At 69.1% G+C, this 18,294-nt stretch carries 16 protein-coding genes and 1 tRNA gene; 15 read left to right on the top strand and 2 right to left on the bottom strand.

The features are described from left to right. The 13 genes from serS to ABB22_RS15275 all read left to right on the top strand — a co-directional run. The coding region (gene serS, locus ABB22_RS15335) for a serine--tRNA ligase (RefSeq protein ID WP_057505317.1) at nt 1-1,012 on the top strand (1,012 nt) is incomplete at its 5' end. A 228-nt stretch (nt 1,013-1,240) separates the two neighbouring features. Further along, entirely contained in the window at nt 1,241-2,233 is a 993-nt protein-coding gene (locus ABB22_RS15330; RefSeq protein WP_055764963.1) for a LysR family transcriptional regulator, read from the top strand. 69 nt (nt 2,234-2,302) lie between these two features. Beyond that, a tRNA-Ser gene (locus ABB22_RS15325) sits at nt 2,303-2,392 on the top strand. Between the two features lie 63 nt (nt 2,393-2,455). Then, a complete protein-coding gene (locus ABB22_RS15320) occupies nt 2,456-2,920 on the top strand; it encodes an acetyltransferase (protein ID WP_055764966.1) in 465 nt (154 codons plus the stop codon). Next, nucleotides 2,917-3,429 carry a tRNA adenosine(34) deaminase TadA gene (tadA, locus tag ABB22_RS15315; RefSeq protein WP_055764968.1) on the top strand — a complete coding sequence of 171 codons (513 nt, stop codon included), beginning with the start codon at nt 2,917-2,919 and terminating at the stop codon, nt 3,427-3,429. Before ABB22_RS15320 ends, tadA begins: the two co-directional genes overlap by 4 nt. A 73-nt stretch (nt 3,430-3,502) precedes the next feature. Beyond that, a complete protein-coding gene (gene orn / locus ABB22_RS15310; RefSeq protein ID WP_055764970.1) occupies nt 3,503-4,087 on the top strand; it encodes an oligoribonuclease in 585 nt (194 codons plus the stop codon). A 5-nt stretch (nt 4,088-4,092) separates the two neighbouring features. Further along, nucleotides 4,093-4,947 carry an EcsC family protein gene (locus ABB22_RS15305; RefSeq protein ID WP_055764972.1) on the top strand — a complete coding sequence of 285 codons (855 nt, stop codon included), beginning with the start codon at nt 4,093-4,095 and terminating at the stop codon, nt 4,945-4,947. 86 nt (nt 4,948-5,033) lie between these two features. Next, nucleotides 5,034-5,570, top strand: a complete 537-nt coding sequence (locus tag ABB22_RS15300; RefSeq protein ID WP_055764974.1) for a GNAT family N-acetyltransferase — start codon at nt 5,034-5,036, stop codon at nt 5,568-5,570. A gap of 214 nt (nt 5,571-5,784) precedes the next feature. Further along, the gene (locus ABB22_RS15295) at nt 5,785-6,444 is read left to right on the top strand and encodes a glutathione S-transferase family protein (RefSeq protein ID WP_055764976.1); all 660 of its coding nucleotides are present in this window, start codon (nt 5,785-5,787) and stop codon (nt 6,442-6,444) included. Between the two features lie 42 nt (nt 6,445-6,486). Continuing rightward, nucleotides 6,487-8,763 carry a thiamine pyrophosphate-dependent enzyme gene (locus tag ABB22_RS15290; protein WP_055764978.1) on the top strand — a complete coding sequence of 759 codons (2,277 nt, stop codon included), beginning with the start codon at nt 6,487-6,489 and terminating at the stop codon, nt 8,761-8,763. A gap of 8 nt (nt 8,764-8,771) precedes the next feature. After that, nucleotides 8,772-10,715 carry an asparagine synthase (glutamine-hydrolyzing) gene (asnB, locus tag ABB22_RS15285; protein ID WP_055764981.1) on the top strand — a complete coding sequence of 648 codons (1,944 nt, stop codon included), beginning with the start codon at nt 8,772-8,774 and terminating at the stop codon, nt 10,713-10,715. Between the two features lie 73 nt (nt 10,716-10,788). Beyond that, a complete protein-coding gene (locus tag ABB22_RS15280) occupies nt 10,789-11,346 on the top strand; it encodes an NADPH-dependent FMN reductase (RefSeq protein ID WP_055764982.1) in 558 nt (185 codons plus the stop codon). Nucleotides 11,347-11,551: 205 nt separating this feature from the next. Further along, nucleotides 11,552-12,967: a replicative DNA helicase gene (locus tag ABB22_RS15275; RefSeq protein WP_055764984.1), complete on the top strand. Its 1,416-nt coding sequence runs from the start codon at nt 11,552-11,554 to the stop codon at nt 12,965-12,967. Between the two features lie 12 nt (nt 12,968-12,979). On the opposite strand, the gene ABB22_RS15270 is transcribed toward ABB22_RS15275, so the two are convergent. Together ABB22_RS15270 and acnA are read right to left on the bottom strand one after the other, a co-directional pair. Continuing rightward, nucleotides 12,980-14,080 carry a dipeptidase gene (locus tag ABB22_RS15270; RefSeq protein WP_055764986.1) on the bottom strand — a complete coding sequence of 367 codons (1,101 nt, stop codon included), beginning with the start codon at nt 14,078-14,080 and terminating at the stop codon, nt 12,980-12,982. A gap of 515 nt (nt 14,081-14,595) precedes the next feature. After that, nucleotides 14,596-17,352 (bottom strand): aconitate hydratase AcnA, encoded by a 2,757-nt coding sequence (gene acnA / locus ABB22_RS15265; RefSeq protein ID WP_055764988.1) that lies wholly within the window; start codon nt 17,350-17,352, stop codon nt 14,596-14,598. A gap of 278 nt (nt 17,353-17,630) precedes the next feature. On the opposite strand from acnA, the gene ABB22_RS15260 reads away from it, so the two are divergent. Beyond that, nucleotides 17,631-17,864 (top strand): AbrB/MazE/SpoVT family DNA-binding domain-containing protein, encoded by a 234-nt coding sequence (locus ABB22_RS15260; RefSeq protein WP_055764990.1) that lies wholly within the window; start codon nt 17,631-17,633, stop codon nt 17,862-17,864. Further along, complete coding sequence (locus ABB22_RS15255; RefSeq protein WP_055764992.1) at nt 17,861-18,259, top strand: type II toxin-antitoxin system VapC family toxin; 399 nt, start codon at nt 17,861-17,863, stop codon at nt 18,257-18,259. Before ABB22_RS15260 ends, ABB22_RS15255 begins: the two co-directional genes overlap by 4 nt. The last annotated feature ends 35 nt before the right edge of the window (nt 18,260-18,294 follow it).

Here is an 18,294-nt window from a genome sequence, read left to right as displayed (position 1 = left end):
GGACGAACTGCGCGCGCAGATCGAGACGCTGTCGCAGGGCATTCCCAACCTGCCGGCCGACGACGTGCCGCGCGGGCGGGACGAGAACGACAATGTCGAGCAGTCGCGCTGGGGCACGCCGCGCACGTTCGATTTCGCGGTGCTCGACCACGTCGAGCTCGGCGCCCGCAACGGCTGGCTGGACGGCGAGACCGCGGCCAAGCTGTCCGGCGCGCGCTTCACCGTGCTGCGCGGGCCCATCGCCCGCCTGCACCGCGCGCTGGGCCAGTTCATGCTGGACCTGCACGTCAACGCGCACGGCTACGAGGAAACCAACGTGCCGGTGCTGGTCAACGCCGATTCGCTGCGCGGCACCGGCCAGCTGCCCAAGTTCGAGGAAGACCTGTTCAGGACCGCGCTGGGCGATGCCACGCGCTACCTGATCCCGACCTCGGAAGTGCCGCTGACCAACATCGTCCGCGACGAGATCGTCGAGGCCGAGCGCCTGCCGCTGCGCATGACCGCCCACTCGATGTGCTTCCGTTCCGAAGCCGGCAGCGGCGGCCGCGACGTGCGCGGCATGATACGCCAGCACCAGTTCGAGAAGGTGGAACTGGTGTCGGTGTGCCGCCCGGAGGAAAGCGACGCCGAGCACCAGCGCATGACCGCCTGCGCCGAGACCGTGCTGCAGAAGCTGGGCCTGCCGTACCGGCGCATGGTGCTGTGCACCGGCGACATGGGCTTCTCGGCGATCAAGACCTACGACCTGGAAGTGTGGCTGCCCTCGCAGCAGACCTACCGCGAGATTTCCTCGTGCTCGAACTGCGGCGACTTCCAGGCCCGGCGCATGCAGGCGCGCTGGCGTAATCCCGCCACCGGCAAGCCGGAACTGGCGCATACGCTCAATGGTTCGGGCGTGGCCGTGGGCAGGGCGATGATCGCGGTGATGGAGAACTACCAGAACGCCGATGGCTCGATCACCGTGCCCGAGGCGCTGCGCGCATACATGGGCGGGGTGGAGCGGATCGGCTGAGGCTGGCCGTCATCTTCGTCTGTCTGAAAGGCCCGCAGCGATGCGGGCCTTTCGTTTGCAGGCCCGCCCTTGCCGTCCTGTAGAGCGGGGCAACACCCCGCTGGAGCCATCCGGACGAAGCATTGTCGCGGACGGTGCGTGGCATATCGGACCGATCGCGGCCTGATTTGTAAAATCAGGACAAAGGTGGTTGAATTTACCGATTCGTTCCAGTTGTGGGATCAATCCATGCAGGACCTCAACGACCTCTACTACTTCGCGATGGTGGTGGACCATGGCGGCTTCGCCGCCGCCGAGCGCGCGCTGGGCATCCCCAAATCGCGCCTGAGCCGGCGCATCAGCCAGCTGGAAACCGACCTGGGCGTGCGCCTGCTGCAGCGTTCGACCCGTCGCTTCGCGGTGACCGACGTGGGCATGAGCGTGCACCGCCATGCGCAGACCATGCTGGCCGAGGCGCAGGCCGCGCGCGAGGTGGTGGACCGCCTCAGCGCCGAGCCGCGTGGTCTGGTGCGCGCCAGCGTACCGGTGTCGCTGGCGCAGATGCAGTTGCCCAAGCTGCTGCCGAAGTTCCTCGAGCAGTACCCGAAGGTGCGCCTGCAGCTGAACATCAGCAACCGCCGCGTGGACATCATCAACGAGGGCTACGACGTGGCGCTGCGGGTGCGGTCGCGGCTGGACGACGACGGCAGCCTGGTGATGCGCAGCTTCGGCCAGGTGCAGGAACTGCTGGTGGCCAGTCCGAAATACCTGGACCGTGCCGGCCGCCCGAAGACGCCGGACGACCTGGCCCAGCATGTCACCCTGAGCATCAGCGAGGACGAGGCGCGGCAGCGCTGGGAACTGCACGGCCCGGGCGGCGTGGTCAGCCGCGTGGACCTGCAGCCGCGCGTGGCCGGGTTCGATTTCCCGCTGCTGCAGAGCATGGTCAAGGACGGCTTCGGCATCACCATGCTGCCGGAAACGGTCTGCGCCGAAGCGGTGCGCAACGGCGAGCTGGAAGTGGTGCTGCCGGACTGGTCGCTGCCGCAGGGCATCTGCCATGCGGTGTTCGCCTCGCGCCGCGGCCTGCTGCCGGCGGTGCGGGTGTTCATCGACTTCCTGGCCGAGCACCTGCCGGCGGAACTGGAGGCTTCGCGCCTGGATTGCGGCGGCGCCTGCGAGCGTGCCAAGGAGAAGATCCGCGCCTCCACCATGGGTGCGCTGGCGATCGAGGCCGGTTGAGCAGAATCGGCGGCGGCGTGCGAGAATGCGCGCCCCTGGCCGGTGCGCAGGCATCGGTGCGACAGTCACGGGCAGATGGCCGAGCGGTTTAAGGCACCGGTCTTGAAAACCGGCGAAGGGTCAAACCTTCCGTGGGTTCGAATCCCACTCTGCCCGCCATCCTGGCGGCCCGGGCGCCTGCCGCGCCGGGTGCGTTCCCGGGACTCTTCCGGACTTCGAGCCATGCCGACACTGCGTCCATCGCGCCCGCAAGACGGCGCCCGCATCATCGATATCTGGCGCCGCGCCGTCGATGCCACCCACCACTTCCTCGCCGCCGCCGACCGCCAGGCCATCGATGCCGAAGTCTGCGGTTTCCTGCCCCATGCGCCGCTGCTGCTGGCGGTGGACGCGGACGACGTGCCGATGGCCTTCATGCTGGTCGTGGACGGCCACATGGAGGCGCTGTTCGTCGACCCGGCGCATCACGGCCGCGGGCTGGGGCGCCTGCTGGTGCAGCAGGCATTGCGCGGGCATCCGCGCCTGGGCACCGACGTCAACGCGCAGAACGCGCAGGCAATGGCGTTCTATGCGCGGCTGGGCTTCGTCGAGACCGGGCGTTCGCCGCTTGATGGGCAGGGGCGGCCGTATCCGCTGGTGCACCTGCGCCATGCCGGCGCGCCGTCCGCATCGGCAGGTGCGCGATGAACGCGGCCGCGGCCGGGCACGACCCGGAAACCGATGTGCGCTGGATGCGCCATGCGCTGGCGCTGGCCGAGCGCGCGCAGCGCGAGTTCGACGAGATCCCGGTGGGCGCGGTGCTGGTCGGGGCCGACGGGCAGGCGCTGGGCGAGGGCTGGAACCTCAACATCGCCCGCCACGATCCCAGCGCGCATGCCGAGATCGTGGCGATGCGCGAGGCCGGGGCGCGGCTCGGCAACCACCGGCTGGTCGGCTGCACGCTGTACGTCACGCTGGAACCGTGCGCGATGTGCGCGATGGCGCTGGTGCACGCGCGGGTGGCGCGCGTGGTGTACGCGGCCACCGATCCCAAGACCGGCGCCTGCGGCAGCGTGTTCGACCTGCTGGGCGATGCGCGCCACAACCATCGCGTCGAGGTCGCCGGCGGCGTGCTGGCGCGCGAAGCGGGCCTGCGCCTGACCAACTACTTCCGCGCCAAGCGCGGCCGGCCGCTGCTGCCCGACGACGGCGGCTGACCACGCGCGGCGTATCATGAAGGCCCGATATCCCGCCGGCGACGTTGCCGCCGGCCCCTGCAAGAGGCGCTACATGACGGACAACAGCACAGGCAACGACCGGTTGATCTGGATCGATCTGGAAATGACCGGGCTGGACACGGACAACGATTCGATCATCGAGATCGCCACCGTGGTCACCGATGCCCAGCTCAACGTGCTGGCCGAAGGCCCCGAGTTCGCCATCGCCCATCCGCTGGCGGCGCTGGAGGCGATGGACGAGTGGAACCGCAACCAGCACCGCCGGTCCGGCCTGTGGCAGCGCGTGGTCCAAAGCGACATCAGCCTGGGCCAGGCCGAAGCGCGGACCATCGCCTTCCTGCAGGACTGGATCAAGGCCGGCGCCTCGCCGATGTGCGGCAACTCCATCTGCCAGGACCGCCGCTTCCTGCACCGGCAGATGCCGCGCCTGGAGCGCTATTTCCATTACCGCAACCTGGACGTGTCCACGGTCAAGGAACTGGCCCGGCGCTGGGCGCCGGCGATCGCTTCCGGCGTGGGCAAGAACTCCAGCCACACCGCGTTGAGCGATGTGCACGACTCGATCGCCGAGCTGCGCCACTACCGCCAGTACATGGGCGTACTGGCCGGGTTGCCGGGCGTGCCGGAACCGGCCTGAGCGCGATGGGAGAGCTGGCGCCGACGCTGGCCGATTGCCCGCAGGACATGGCCGACCTGCGGCGCGCGGTGGCGCTGCTGGAAGCGCCGACGCTCAGCGCGCGCATGGCCAACCTGGTCGGCTCGCCGCTGGAGTTCGCTGTGCGCAAGCTGCCCGCCGGCATCTCCAGGCGCATCCAGGGCGCGACCGAGGCCGCGCTCTACAAGGCCGCGCAAGCCGCGTTGTGGAGCATGGACAGGAAGCAGCCCGGCAAGCCGGCCTCGCCGCGCCTGCACAGGCTGGCCGCCGCCGCCTCCGGGGCACTGGGCGGCGCCGGCGGATTGCCGGCGCTGGCGATCGAACTGCCGCTGTCCACGACCATCATCATGCGCGCGGTGGCCGACATCGCCCGCAGCGAAGGTTTCGACCTGGACGACTTCGCCACCCGCCAGGCCTGCCTGGAGGTGTTCGCGCTGGGCGGCAATTCGAGCGGCGACGACGCCAGCGAGACCGGCTACTACCTGGCGCGCGGCTTCACCACCGAGCTGATGCGGCATCTGTCGGCGGAACTGGCCGGCACCACGCTCAGCGGCAGCCATGGCCTGGTGCTGGGCCTGGGGCCGAAAGAGGCCGGCAAGTGGCTGGCGCGGATCGTGGAGAAGGTTGCCGCCCGCTTCGGCGTGGTGGTGTCGGAGAAGTTCGCGGCCCAGGCCGTGCCGGTGATCGGCGCGGTGGCCGGCGCCACCTTGAACACCATGTTCACCGGTTACTACCAGGACATGGCGCGCGGGCATTTCATCGTGCGCCGCCTGGAACACAAGCATGGCTTCGAGACCGTGCGCCTGGCTTATGGCGCCATCAGCGGGCGCATGCGTGCCTGAATGCCGGCAGTGGCCGGATGCGGATGCCGGGGAGTGGCCGTCCTGGCTCCGGCGATCCATGGGCCGGAACACGGAGTGGATGCGCGATGAGCATTTTCGACCTGCGGGTGGAGACCGAACGGCTGCTGCTGCGGCCGACGTCGGCGGAGGATTTCGATGCCTTCGCCGCGTTCTGCGCCGATCCACTGGCGATGGAGCACCTGGGGGGCGTGCAGGCACCGTCGGTGGCCTGGCGCAGCCTGGCCACGCTGACCGGCAGCTGGCAGCTGCTGGGGTACTCGATGTTCTCGGTGATCGAGAAGGACAGTGGGCGCTGGGTGGGCCGGGTCGGGCCATGGCAGCCGCACGGTTGGCCGGGGCCGGAGGTCGGCTGGAGCATCGCGTCGGCAAGCTGGGGACGCGGCTATGCGCCCGAAGCCGCGCGCGCGGCCATCGACTGGGCCTTCGATGCGCTGGGCTGGGAAGACGTGATCCACACCATCGCGCCGGGCAACGTCAACTCGCAGGCGGTCGCGCGCAAGCTCGGTTCGCAGGTGCTGCGCACGACGCGCCTGCCGCCGCCGCACGAAGTCGACGTCGAGGTATGGGGACAGTCGCGGCAGGCGTGGATGGCCCGACGCTGAGGCATCGTTTCAGGCGCATCCATCGAAGCGTGGAGCGGCTTGCGCATCCGGCATGATGGTCGATGCCGGCCGGCGCTCCCGCCAGCGCGGGCGCCTCGCGTCACAGGGTGCCTTCCAGCGTTTGTTTTGCTGCGGTCGCAGCTTTACCAAATGCCCCCGGTTCCGGTCATATGGTCGGATCGCGCGCCCTCCGGCGGCGTGGGGAAGCGTGTCGTTGAGCAATCCAGGTGCTGCGTTGACGGTGTATGGCATGTCCACTTCGGGCAACTGCCACAAGGTCCGTTTGTTGCTGGAGCAGCTGGGCACGCGTTACCGCTGGATCGAGGTGGACAGCGCCGGTGGCCAGACCCGCACACCGGCCTTCCTCGCGCTCAACCCGAACGGCAAGGTGCCGCTGGTCGAACGCGACGACGGGCGCGTGCTCGCCGAATCCAACGCGATCCTGTTCTGGCTGGCCGAGGGCACGCCGTTCCTGCCGGCCGACGGCTGGCAGCGCGCGCAGGCGCTGTCGTGGATGTTCTTCGAGCAGTACAGCCATGAGCCGTACATCGCGGTGGCGCGTTTCATCAGCGGCTGGACGCCGCCGGATTCGCCGCGGCGACAGGAGCTGCCGCGGCTGCGCGAGCGCGGACACGCGGCGCTGGCGGTGATGGAGCGCCACCTGTCCACGCACGACTGGTTCACCGGGCCGGGCTACGGCATTGCCGACATCGCGCTGTACGCCTATACCGCGGTCGCCGCCGATGGCGGCATCGAACTGTCTTCCTATCCGGCCATCGGCCGCTGGCTGCAGGCGCTGCGCGCCCGGCCCGGCTTCGTGGCCATGCCCGATCCGCCACCAGAGGTGCTGCGCAACTTCGCCGCGTCACCCTGATCCGTTTTTTCCCAACCTGCCTGCACCGTGGAGTCCCGCCTGATGTTCGCCCGTGTACCCAACCCCATCCCGGCCCGCATGAAGGGCCTGAACCGCGCCGAGATCTGCGATACCAATTTCATCGAATTCGTGAAGGGGCTGGGGCAGGGGCCGGCCGGCGCGCCGCAGGAGGCGGCCCCGGTGCTCCCGGGCAGCGGGCTGGACGCGCAGGGATTCCGCGAACTGTTTGAATCGCAGCTGGTCAGCCGTCACCTGGACCTGATGGCGCGCGTGCTGCGCGTGCAGAACAAGGTCTTCTACACCATCGGCTCGTCCGGGCACGAGGGCAATGCGATGGTGGCGCGCGCCGCCCGCCATACCGATCCGGCGTTCCTGCACTACCGCTCCGGCGGCTTCATGGCCGAGCGCTTCCGCAAGCTGCCGGGAATGGACCCGATCATGGATTCGGCGCTGAGCTTCGCCGCCAGCGCGGAGGATCCGGCCAGCGGCGGCCGCCACAAGGTGTGGGGCAGCAAGCCCTTGTGGGTGCTGCCGCAGACCTCGACCATCGCCTCGCACCTGCCCAAGGCCCTGGGCACGGCGATCGCCATCGAGGCCGGCAAGCGGCTCGGCCTGTCCCTGCCGGTGCCCGAGGACAGCATCGCCATCTGCTCCTTCGGCGACGCCTCGGCCAACCATGCCACCGCGCAGACCGCGTTCAACGCCGCCTCGTGGACGGCCTACCAGAAGCTGCCGGCGCCGGTGCTGTACGTGTGCGAGGACAACGGCATCGGCATCTCGGTGAAGACGCCCGGCGGCTGGATCGCCGAGAGCTTCCGCAACCGCCCGGACCTGGACTACTTCTTCGCCGACGGCCTGGACCTGGCCGCCGGCTACGCCGACGTGGAGCGCGCGGTCGAGCACTGCCGCCGCACGCGCCGCCCGACCTTCCTGCACCTGCGCACCACCCGCATCATGGGCCACGCCGGCACCGACTTCGAGATCGAGTGGCGCGCGCTGGAGGAACTGTGCGCGGTGGAGGCGGGCGACCCGCTGTTGAGGTCGGCGCAGATCGCGGTCGAGTCCGGGCTGATGAGCGCCGGGGAGGTGCTGGCCCTGTACGAAAGCACCCGCGCGCGCTGCTTCGAAGCCGCCGAGGACGCGGACAAGCGTCCGCGCCTGACGGCTTTGAAGGACGTGATGGCGCCGCTGGCGCCGTACACCCCGGACAAGGTGCGCGCCGAGGCGACCCGTGCCGACTACGGGCAACGCCGTCTGGACGTGTTCGGCAGCGAGGCGGCGCTGCCGGAGAACCTGCCGCCGCGGCACCTGGCCATCCAGATCAACCAGGGCCTGCACGAGCTGTTCTGCAAATACCCGGACACCCTGCTGTTCGGCGAGGACGTGGCGCAGAAGGGCGGCGTCTATACGGTGACCAAGGGCCTGCACAAGGCGTTCGGCCCGCGCCGCGTGTTCAACACCCTGCTGGACGAGACCATGATCCTGGGCATGGCCCAGGGCTTCGCCAACATGGGCATGCTGCCGATCCCGGAGATCCAGTACCTGGCCTACCTGCACAACGCCATCGACCAGGTGCGCGGCGAGGCCTGCTCGCTGCAGTTCTTCTCCAACGACCAGTACCGCAACCCGATGCTGATCCGCATCGCCGGGCTGGGCTACCAGAAGGGCTTCGGCGGCCATTTCCACAACGACAACTCGATCGCCGCCATCCGCGACATCCCCGGGCTGGTGGTCGGCTGCCCGTCGCGCGGCGACGACGCGGCGATGATGCTGCGCACGCTGGCGGCGCTGTCGAAGGTGGACGGGCGCGTATGCGTGTTCCTGGAGCCGATCGCGCTGTACATGACCAAGGACCTGCACGAGGCCGGCGACGGCCAGTGGCTGTTCCCGTACCCGGCGCCGGAGCAGGCGCTGGAGCTGGGCCAGGGCCGCGTCTATGGCGAAGGCAACGACGACCTGGTGATCTTCACCTACGGCAATGGCGTGCCGATGGGCCTGCGCGCGGCCAGGGCCATCGAGGCGGCGCAGGGCTGGAAGGTGCGGCTGGTGGACCTGCGCTGGCTGGTGCCGCTCAACGCGGCCTACATCGCCGGGCAGGCCCGCGGCGCCAGGCGCATCATCGTGCTCGACGAGGGCCGGCACAGCGCCGGCGTGGGCGAGGGCGTGATCACCGCGCTGGCCGAGGCCGGCTTCGGCGCGGTGCCGCTGCGCCGGGTGACCGGCGCGGACACCTACACGCCGCTGGCCGGTGCCGCATTGCTGGTGCTTCCGGGCGACAATGACGTGGTGAGCGCCGCAGCCGAGCTGGCGCGTGGATAACGATCGGTATGTGTGGACTGGCGGGAATCCTGCAATCGCAGGCGCGGTTGCAGGAAGCGGAACTGGTGGCGCTGGCCGGCGCGATGGGCGATGCGCTGGCCCATCGCGGCCCGGATGACCGCGGTGTGTGGGTGGATGCCGCCGCCGGCGTGGCGCTGGCGCACCGGCGGCTGAGCATCCTGGACCTGTCGCCGCTGGGCCACCAGCCCATGGCCTCCAGCGACGGCCGCTACTGGCTGGCCTACAACGGCGAGATCTACAACTTCGCCGAACTGCGCGCCGAGCTGGAACCGCTCGGCCATGGCTTCCGCGGCCATTCCGATACCGAGGTGCTGCTGGCGGCGGTCGTGCAGTGGGGGCTGGAGGCGGCGCTGCGGCGCTGCAACGGCATGTTCGCCATCGCCCTGTGGGACCGCCGCGAACAGCGCCTGTCGCTGGCCCGCGACCGCGTCGGCAAGAAGCCGCTGTACTACGGCTGGGCCGGCGACACGCTGGTGTTCGGCTCCGAGCTGAAGGCGCTGTGGCGCCATCCCGCGTTCGACAACGGCATCGACCGCGACGCGCTGGCCCTGCTGCTGCGGCTGGACTACATTCCGGCGCCGCACTGCATCCACGAGGGCGCCTTCAAGCTGATGCCGGGCCGCGTGCTGCACCTGGATGCGGCGCAGGTGGCAGCCGGTGCGGCCGCGCATCGCCCCGGGCAGGCGCAGGTGGCGTACTGGGACGCACGCGAGCGCATGACCGCCTGCCTGGCCGCGCCGTTCGCCGGCAGCGAAGCCGAGGCCACCGATGCGCTGGACCGGCAGCTGCGCCACGCCGTGGCGCTGCGCATGGTGGCCGACGTGCCGGTGGGCGTATTCCTGTCCGGCGGCACCGATTCGGCCATCGTCGCCTCGATGATGCAGGCGCAGAGCGCGCAGCCGGTGCACAGCTTCAGCATCGGCTTCGAGGACTCGGACCATGACGAGGCGCCGCTGGCGAAAGAGGTGGCCCACCATCTGGGCTGCGACCACACCGAGCTGTACGTCAGCGGCGCCGACGCCTTGGCGGTGGTACCGCAGCTGCCGGCGATGTTCGATGAACCCTTCGCCGATGCTTCGCAGGTCCCCACCGCGCTGGTCGCGCGGCTGGCGCGGGGCGGCGTCACCGTGGCCCTGTCCGGTGATGGCGGCGATGAACTGTTCTTCGGCTATACCCGTTACCAGCGCGCGTTGCGCAACTGGCGCGCGCTGCAGCGCGTGCCGGCGCCGCTGCGGCGCTGGCTGGGCCGTCATGCCCGCGCCCAGGGCGAGGCTTCGCGTGCCGGCGGCCTGGCCGCGCTGCTGGCCGAGACCGGTGCCAGCGGCATCGGCGATGTCTACCGCAACCGCATCTCGCGCTGGCGCGACCCGGCCGCGGCGATACGCGGCGCACGCGAGCCGGCCACCTTCTACAGCCAGCCCGACCCGCTGCAGGGGCAGGGCAGCCCGGCCGACGCGATGATGCTGGCCGACTTCACCACCTACCTGGCCGACGACCTGCTGTGCAAGGTCGACCGCACCAGCATGGCGGCCAGCCTGGAGGCGCGCGCGCCGCTGCTGGACTGGAACGTGGCCGAGTTCGCCTGGTCGCTGCCGCTGGGCCTGAAGCTGCGCGAGGGCACCAGCAAGTACCTGCCCAAGCAGGTGCTGCGGCGCTACCTGCCCGATGCGATGGTGTTCCGCGGCAAGCGCGGCTTCGGCGCGCCGGTGACGCAGTGGCTGCGCGGCGACCTGCGGGACTGGGCCGGCGACCTGCTCGATCCGCGGCGGCTGCGCCAGGACGGCGTGTTCGAGGAGGCCGCGGTCTCGGCGCTGTGGCAGCGCTTCGGCCGGGGCGAGCGCAAGTGGCACACCCACCTGTGGAACGTGCTGATGTTCCAGGCCTGGCAGGCGCACTGGCAGGCGCAGCGGGCGCAGGTCCGCGCCGGCTGACGGCGCATGGCCTTCACCGGCCGCGAAGGCGCGCCCGGCTAGCGTAGCCGGACCCATCCCCAGCGAGGTCGCCATGGAACCGTATCGCATCGCCGTGTTCGTCGGCAGTCTGCGCAAGGAGTCGCACAACCGCCGGCTGGCGCTGGCCCTGGAGAAGCTGGCCGGCGAGCGCGCGCGGTTCGACTACCTGCGCATCGACGACATCCCGCTCTACAACCAGGACCGCGACAGCGACTTCCCGGCGCAGGGCACGCGCCTGAAGAACGAGATCCGCCAGGCCGACGCGGTGCTGTTCGTCACCGCCGAATACAACCGGTCCATCCCCGGCGTGCTCAAGAATGCCATCGACACCGCCTCGCGCCCCTATGGCGATGGCGCCTTCGACGGCAAGCCTGCCGCGGTGATCGGCACCTCGCCCGGCGCGGCCGGCACGGCGATGGCCCAGCAGCACCTGCGCAACGTACTGGTGTTCGTGAACCTGTCGGTGATGGCCCAGCCCGAGGCCTTCCTGCAGTACAAGGAAGGGCTGATCGAGGCCGACGGCAGCGTGGCCAACGACGGTACCCGCCGCTTCCTGCAGGGTTATGTCGACCGCTTCCTGGACTGGGTCGGGACGCACCGGCAGCGCTGAAGGCTGCTGTCGGGCGATAATCGCGTCCACCGGCGCCGCAGCCGGCGCCGGGCATTTCGCGCCGGCTCCGGACCCGGCCCTTGCGCCGCGGGCCCTGCGGCCACATTCACCGGCTGCGGACAGGTTGTCCACAGAACTATCCCCACACCGAGAGCCGGCGTCCGCCTACCATGGGCGCCTGGCTTTTCCGCAGTAGCAGGTTTCCATGTCCGCCCGTCCCAGCTTCCGTTCCGACCGCAACGACCGCTCAGAGCGCGGCGAACAGCGCATCGACAGCCTGCGCGTGCCGCCGCATTCGGTCGAGGCCGAACAGGCGGTGCTGGGCGGCCTGATGCTGGCGCCGGAGGCCTTCGACCGGGTCAACGAGGCGCTGACCGAGAAGGACTTCTACCGCCGCGACCACCAGCTGATCTACCGCGCCATCCGCGAGCTGTCCGAGCGCGACCGCCCGTTCGACGCGGTGACCCTGGGCGAATGGTTCGAGTCGCAGGGCAAGCTGGAACAGGTCGGCGACGGCGCCTATCTGATCGAACTGGCCAGCACCACGCCGTCGGCGGCCAACATCGGCGCCTATGCCGAAATCGTGCGCGACAAGGCGGTGCTGCGGCAGCTGATCCAGGTCGGTACCGACATCGTCAACGACGGTTTCCAGCCCGAGGGCCGCGACAGCACCGAACTGCTGGCGACGGCGGAGAAATCGGTGTTCGCCATCGCCGAGCAGGGCGCGCGCGGGCGTACCGACTTCGTCGCCATGCCCGGCGCGCTGAAGGATGCGTTCGAGGAACTGCGCAACCGCTTCGAGAACGGCGGCAACATCACCGGACTGCCGACCGGCTACAACGATTTCGACGCGATGACCGCCGGCCTGCAGCCGACCGACCTGATCATCCTGGCCGCGCGCCCGGCGATGGGCAAGACCACCTTCGCGCTGAACATCGCCGAGTACGCGGCGATCAAGTCGAAGAAGGGCGTGGCGGTGTTCTCCATGGAAATGTCGGCCTCGCAGCTGGCGATGCGCCTGATCTCCTCCAACGGCCGCATCAACGCCACGCGCCTGCGTACCGGCCAGCTCGAGGACGAGGACTGGAGCCGCGTCACCGGCGCCATCCGCATGCTGAAGGAAACCAAGATCTTCATCGACGACACCCCGGGCGTGTCGCCGGAAGTGCTGCGCTCCAAGTGCCGCCGGCTCAAGCGCGAGCACGACCTTGGCCTGGTGGTGATCGACTACCTGCAGCTGATGAGCGTGCCGGGCAACAGCGAGAACCGCGCCACCGAGATTTCCGAGATCAGCCGTTCGCTCAAGGGCCTGGCCAAGGAGCTGAACGTGCCGGTGATCGCGCTGTCCCAGCTCAACCGCTCGCTGGAAACGCGTACCGACAAGCGCCCGGTGATGGCCGACCTGCGCGAATCCGGCGCTATCGAGCAGGACGCGGACATGATCGTGTTCATCTACCGCGACGAGTACTACAACAAGGAAAACTCGCCGGACAAGGGCCTGGCCGAGATCATCATCGGCAAGCACCGTGGTGGTCCGACCGGTTCGTGCAAGCTGAAGTTCTTCGGCGAATACACCCGTTTCGACAACCTCAGCCACGACAGCGTCGGCGCGTTCGAGTAACGCCGGGCGGCCTCAGCCGCTTCTCCAGATGTCGCCGAAGGCGCGGGCGAAGTTCGCGCCCAGCACCTTTTCCACCACCCGCGGCGCATGGCCGTGGCGCAGCAGGGCCTCGGCCACCAGGGCGAGCCTGCGCGGGGTATTGGCGTCGGGCAGGTAGGGCGTGCGGTTCTCGCCCGGCGCGCCGGTGCCGCTACGCTGGCGCTCGCGCATCTGCAGGTCCATTTCCCGGATGTCCTTCTCGTCGACCGGGAAGAACAGCGCGTCCGTGCCGATGCCGACATGGTCTTCGCCGCATACGCGCAGCGCATGTTCGAGGTGGGCGATGTAATCGGCCAGCAGCGGCTGGCGGTTGTCCTCGGTGAGGAAGGGCAGCATGTAAATGCCGACCACGCCGCCCTTGTCGGCCATCGCCCGCAGTTCCGCATCGCCCTTGTTGCGCGGATGCTCGAAGACCGCGCTGCAGCCGGCATGGGTGATGAGCGGCGGCGTGCGGCTGGCTTCGATGCCTTCCTGGGTGGTGCGCGCGTTGGAATGGCTCAGGTCCAGCGCCACGCCCTGTGCGTTCATCCGGGCAATGGCCTCGCGCCCGAGTGCGCTCAGACCCATCGACGCATCGTCCAGGCTGCCGCCGCCGAACGCGGAGGCGCGGTTGTAGGAAAGCTGCATGACCCGCACGCCGAGTCCGCGGAACAGGTCGATGCGTTCGAGCTTGTCCTCCAGCATGGTCGTGGCTTCGAACGAGAAGATCAGTGCGACCTTGCCCTCGCGCTTGGCGCGGGCCATGTCGCCGTGGTCAACGACCTTCAGGAACAGCCCGGGATGGGAGTCGATCAGCTGCTGCGCGCGGGCGATGTCGGCGACGGTTTCCTCGAACGAGCCGGCCGCGCCGCCGAGCGTGGTCTTGATCGCGCTGATTCCCGATTCCCTGATCTGGAGCAGATGCAGGGCCTGGTCGTCGTCGTGCAGCAGCGCACCGACCGAGGCCAGCGCGTTGGCATCCAGGACCAGGGCACGGGCATACAGCGCGGCGCTGCCGGTGGCGGGAGGCAGTGCGATGGCGGATGCGGCGTGGGTTCCCGCGATGGCCGGGGGCAAGGACAATCCCGCCAGCATGCCGCTGCTCCATCCCAGAAACCGGCGACGCGATGCATCCATACCCATGGAACTCCCTTCCCGGCGATGATTGCGCACGATGATGGCCCAAGCCCATCGTCGGGCACAAACGAGAGGGAGCGGCCGGAGGGGGCATGTGCCGCGGCAACGCCGTGCGGTGTTGGCCACGCACCGGCTGGAACCTTGCCGGGAACGTTCTACAGGGCGGTGGGGGCTGGCGTTGCTCTGTAGCGCCGGGCAACGCCCGGCAGGGCTTTGTCGGGAATGCAGGGAACGCCTCAGCGGGGCGTTGCCCCACTCTACAGGGCGGGGGGCTGGCGTGGCTCTTGTAGCGCCGGGCAACGCCCGGCGGGGCTTTGTCGGGAATGCCGGGAACGCCTCAGCGGGGCGTTGCCCCGCTCTACGAGAGGCCACTGTTGCGGGTGAGGCTGGACCGATTGCGCGGCAATGCCGCGCGGTCCGGGCGAACGCCCCGCGCGCTGCGCGGGGCCGGTCGTGCGCCGTTCAACAGGCGATCAGGCCGCTTTTTTCGCTGCCAACTGGCGGAGCACGTACTGCAGCAGGCCGCCGTTGCGGAAGTACTCCACTTCCTTGGGCGTGAGCAGCAGCACCTTGGCCTGGAAGGTGGCGTGGCTGCCATCGGTGCGGGTCGCGATGACGCTGGCGATCTTCGCCTGGCCATCGGCAAGGCCGGTGATGTCGAAGGTCTCCGAGCCATCCAGGCCAAGCGTCTGCGCGTTCTCGCCCGGCAGGAACTGCAGCGGCAGTACCCCCATGCCGACCAGGTTGGAGCGGTGGATGCGCTCGAAGCTCTCGGCGATGACCGCCTTGACCCCGAGCAGGTTGGTGCCCTTGGCCGCCCAGTCGCGCGAGGAGCCGGTGCCGTATTCCTTGCCGGCGATCACCACCAGCGGCGTGCCCGTCGCCTTGTATTTCATCGCCGCGTCGTAGATCGACATCTTCTCGGGCGGTTGCGCGCCGAAGTACAGGGTGTTGCCGCCTTCCTCGCCGCCGAACATCAGGTTCTTGATGCGGATGTTGGCGAAGGTGCCGCGCACCATCACATCGTCGTTGCCGCGGCGGCTGCCGTAGCTGTTGAAGTCGACCGGCTGCACGCCGCGCGACTGCAGGAAGCGGCCGGCAGGCGAGTCCTTCTTGATGTTGCCGGCCGGCGAAATATGGTCGGTGGTGATCGAATCGCCGAACAGGCCGAGCACGCGCGCGCCATGGATGTCGGCGATGCTGCCCACGGCCATGGTCATGCCGTCGAAGTAGGGCGGGTTCTTGATGTAGGTCGAGTCGCCGTTCCACTGGTAGGCCTGGCCTTCCGGCGACTGGATCTGCGCCCAGCGGCTGTCGCCCTTGAACACGTCGGCATAGTTCTGCTTGAACATCTCCGGGCCGACGGTGGCGGCGATCACGTCGCCGATCTCCTTGTTGCTCGGCCAGATGTCGCGCAGGTAGACGTCGTTGCCGTCAGCGTCCTTGCCCAGCGGCTCGCGGGTCAGGTCGATGTTGACCGTGCCGGCGATGGCGTAGGCCACCACCAGCGGCGGCGAGGCCAGGTAGTTGGCCTTGACCTCCGGATGCACGCGGCCCTCGAAGTTGCGGTTGCCCGACAGCACCGAGGCCACGACCAGGTCGCCGGCGGCGATGCCGGCGCTGACTTCGGTGGGCAGCGGGCCGGAGTTGCCGATGCAGGTGGTGCAGCCGTAGCCGACCACGTAGAAGCCCAGTTTCTCCAGTTCCTTCAGTACGCCGGCTTTTTCCAGGTAATCGGTGACCACGCGCGAGCCCGGCCCGAGCGAGGTCTTGACCCACGGCTGGCGGGTCAGGCCGCGCGCGGCGGCGTTGCGGGCCAGCAGGCCGGCGCCGATCATCACCGCCGGGTTGGAGGTGTTGGTGCAGGAAGTGATGGCGGCGATCACCACCGCGCCATCCTTCAGGCGCACCCTGCTGCCTTCGACCTCGATGTCGGCGTGGCCCTTGGTCAGTTGCTCGTTGCCGACCGCGGCGCCGCCGCCCTCGCTGATGAAATCGGCGATCTCGTTGTTGCGGCGGTCGCGGTTGGCGGTCAGGCCGCCCAGCGCGTCGGCGAAGTTCTGGCGCACGTCCTGCAGCAGCACGCGGTCCTGCGGGCGCTTGGGGCCGGCCAGCGACGGCTTCACTTCGCCCATGTCCAGTTCCAGCGTGGCGCTGTATTGCGCGTGCGGGCTGTCCGGCTCGTGCCACAGCCCCTGCGCCCTGGCGTAGGCTTCGACCAGCGTGATCTGCGCCTCGCTGCGCCCGGACAGGCGCAGGTAGTTCAGCGATTCGGCGTCGATCGGGAAGATGCCGCAGGTGGCGCCGTACTCCGGCGCCATGTTGGCGATGGTGGCGCGGTCGGCCAGCGGCAGGTGCTGCAGGCCGTTGCCGTAGAACTCCACGAACTTGCCGACCACGCCGAGCTTGCGCAGCATCTGGGTGACGGTCAGCACCAGGTCGGTGGCGGTGGCGCCTTCGGGCAGGCGGCCGCTGAGCTTGAAGCCGACCACCTGCGGGATCAGCATCGACGAGGGCTGGCCGAGCATGGCCGCCTCGGCCTCGATGCCGCCCACGCCCCAGCCGAGCACGCCGATGCCGTTGATCATGGTGGTGTGCGAGTCGGTGCCGAACACGGTGTCCGGGAAGGCCCAGCGGGTGCCGTCCACGTCGCGCTCCATCACCACGCGGGCCAGGTTCTCCAGATTCACCTGGTGCACGATGCCGGTGTTCGGCGGCACCACCTTGAAGTTCTCGAACGCCTTCTGGCCCCAGCGCAGGAAGCTGTAGCGCTCGCGGTTGCGCTCGAATTCGATGCGGCCATTGACGTCCAGCGCGTCGGGGCGGCCGAATACGTCCACCTGCACCGAGTGGTCGATCACCAGTTCGGAAGGAATCAGCGGGTTGATCTGCTCGGCGCGGCCGCCCAGGCGGGTGACCGCATCGCGCATCGCGGCCAGGTCGACCACGCAGGGCACGCCGGTGAAGTCCTGCAGCACCACGCGCGCCGGCATGAAAGCGATCTCGGTATCCGGCTCGGCCTTCGGATCCCACTTGGCCACCGCCTCGATGTGCTCCGGGCCGACGGTCTGGCCCCCATCTTCGTGCCGGAGCAGGTTCTCCAGCAGGATCTTCATCGAATAGGGCAGGTGCGAGATGTCGAAGCGCTCGCCCAGTCGGGGCAGGCTGCAATAGGCGTAGGTCTGGTCGCCGACGGTGAGTTGGCTGCGGGTGGAGAACGAATCGCTCATGGCTGACTCCTGTTGCGGATGGCGTGCGGCGGCGCGAAGGCGCGCCCGCTGGCTGGGGCGAAGCCCCGTTCAGTAACCGGTCGCCCGAGTATGGACGATCTTCCCGTGGACGAGGCCGGGCATGTCCTTGAGCATACGCACCGGTTTGTTGCAGTCATGTCACGGCTCAGGCGCCGGCCCTTGTGCCGCAAGCCTTGCGCCGCCGTGACCAGCGTTGGAAGGGTTTGGGTATGCGGGTGCAAGTATGTATAATTCATGCATACTTTGGAGGGCGCCCAATGGAAGCCACCGTCGCTGAACGCGGACAGATCACCCTGCCCAAGGCCGTGCGCGATGCGCTGGGCCTGACCAAGGGCACGCTGCTGAAGGTTGAACTGGAAGGCAGCCGCATCATCCTGCGCAAGAGCGTGGACGACGCCATTTCCCGTGCCCGCGGCAAGTTCGCGCTGGACGGCTTCGAGTCGGCCGAGCAGGCCGTGCGCACCGTCCGTGACGAGGCCGACCCGGCATGATCGCGGTCGACTCCCCGGTCCTGATCGAACTGCTCAGCGATGGCCCCCGCGCCGACGCGGTGGAAGCCTGCCTGCGGCAGGCGCTGGTCGGCGGGCGGGTGGTCGTGTGCGGTACCACCCTGGCCGAGATCTGCGCCTCGCTGCGCGGCGGCGCCGAGGTGCAGGAAGCATTGGAAGAAATGGGCGTCCATTTCAATCCGCTGGAAGCCAAATCCGCGTTGCGTGCCGGCGAGATGCACCGCCGCCACCGGCAGCGCAGCGGCGATACCCGCCGCATCGACGATTTCATGGTGGGCGCCCACGCACTGCTGCAGTGCGACGGGCTGATCACCTGGAACGACACGTTTTATCGCGACTACTTCAAGGGCCTGAAGCTGATCGTGCCGCAAGCCTGAGCCCATCCATTCTTTAACCGTTACACCCGGGAGTT

It is taken from the genome of Stenotrophomonas nitritireducens (genome assembly GCF_001431425.1).
Lineage (GTDB): Bacteria > Pseudomonadota > Gammaproteobacteria > Xanthomonadales > Xanthomonadaceae > Stenotrophomonas > Stenotrophomonas nitritireducens.
Note: the sequence above shows the minus strand (reverse complement) of the source record. Positions and strands in the feature narration are given on the sequence as shown.

Excerpts from the sequence above, each read along its gene's own strand:
- ABB22_RS15330 (WP_055764963.1), top strand. The coding sequence starts at position 1,241 with ATGCAGGACCTCAACGACCTCTACTACTTCGCGATGGTGGTGGACCAT.
- ABB22_RS15320 (WP_055764966.1), top strand. The coding sequence starts at position 2,456 with ATGCCGACACTGCGTCCATCGCGCCCGCAAGACGGCGCCCGCATCATC.
- tadA (WP_055764968.1), top strand. The coding sequence starts at position 2,917 with ATGAACGCGGCCGCGGCCGGGCACGACCCGGAAACCGATGTGCGCTGG.
- orn (WP_055764970.1), top strand. The coding sequence starts at position 3,503 with ATGACGGACAACAGCACAGGCAACGACCGGTTGATCTGGATCGATCTG.
- ABB22_RS15305 (WP_055764972.1), top strand. The coding sequence starts at position 4,093 with ATGGGAGAGCTGGCGCCGACGCTGGCCGATTGCCCGCAGGACATGGCC.
- ABB22_RS15300 (WP_055764974.1), top strand. The coding sequence starts at position 5,034 with ATGAGCATTTTCGACCTGCGGGTGGAGACCGAACGGCTGCTGCTGCGG.
- ABB22_RS15290 (WP_055764978.1), top strand. The coding sequence starts at position 6,487 with ATGTTCGCCCGTGTACCCAACCCCATCCCGGCCCGCATGAAGGGCCTG.
- asnB (WP_055764981.1), top strand. The coding sequence starts at position 8,772 with ATGTGTGGACTGGCGGGAATCCTGCAATCGCAGGCGCGGTTGCAGGAA.
- ABB22_RS15280 (WP_055764982.1), top strand. The coding sequence starts at position 10,789 with ATGGAACCGTATCGCATCGCCGTGTTCGTCGGCAGTCTGCGCAAGGAG.
- ABB22_RS15275 (WP_055764984.1), top strand. The coding sequence starts at position 11,552 with ATGTCCGCCCGTCCCAGCTTCCGTTCCGACCGCAACGACCGCTCAGAG.
- ABB22_RS15270 (WP_055764986.1), bottom strand. The coding sequence starts at position 14,080 with ATGCTGGCGGGATTGTCCTTGCCCCCGGCCATCGCGGGAACCCACGCC.
- acnA (WP_055764988.1), bottom strand. The coding sequence starts at position 17,352 with ATGAGCGATTCGTTCTCCACCCGCAGCCAACTCACCGTCGGCGACCAG.
- ABB22_RS15260 (WP_055764990.1), top strand. The coding sequence starts at position 17,631 with ATGGAAGCCACCGTCGCTGAACGCGGACAGATCACCCTGCCCAAGGCC.
- ABB22_RS15255 (WP_055764992.1), top strand. The coding sequence starts at position 17,861 with ATGATCGCGGTCGACTCCCCGGTCCTGATCGAACTGCTCAGCGATGGC.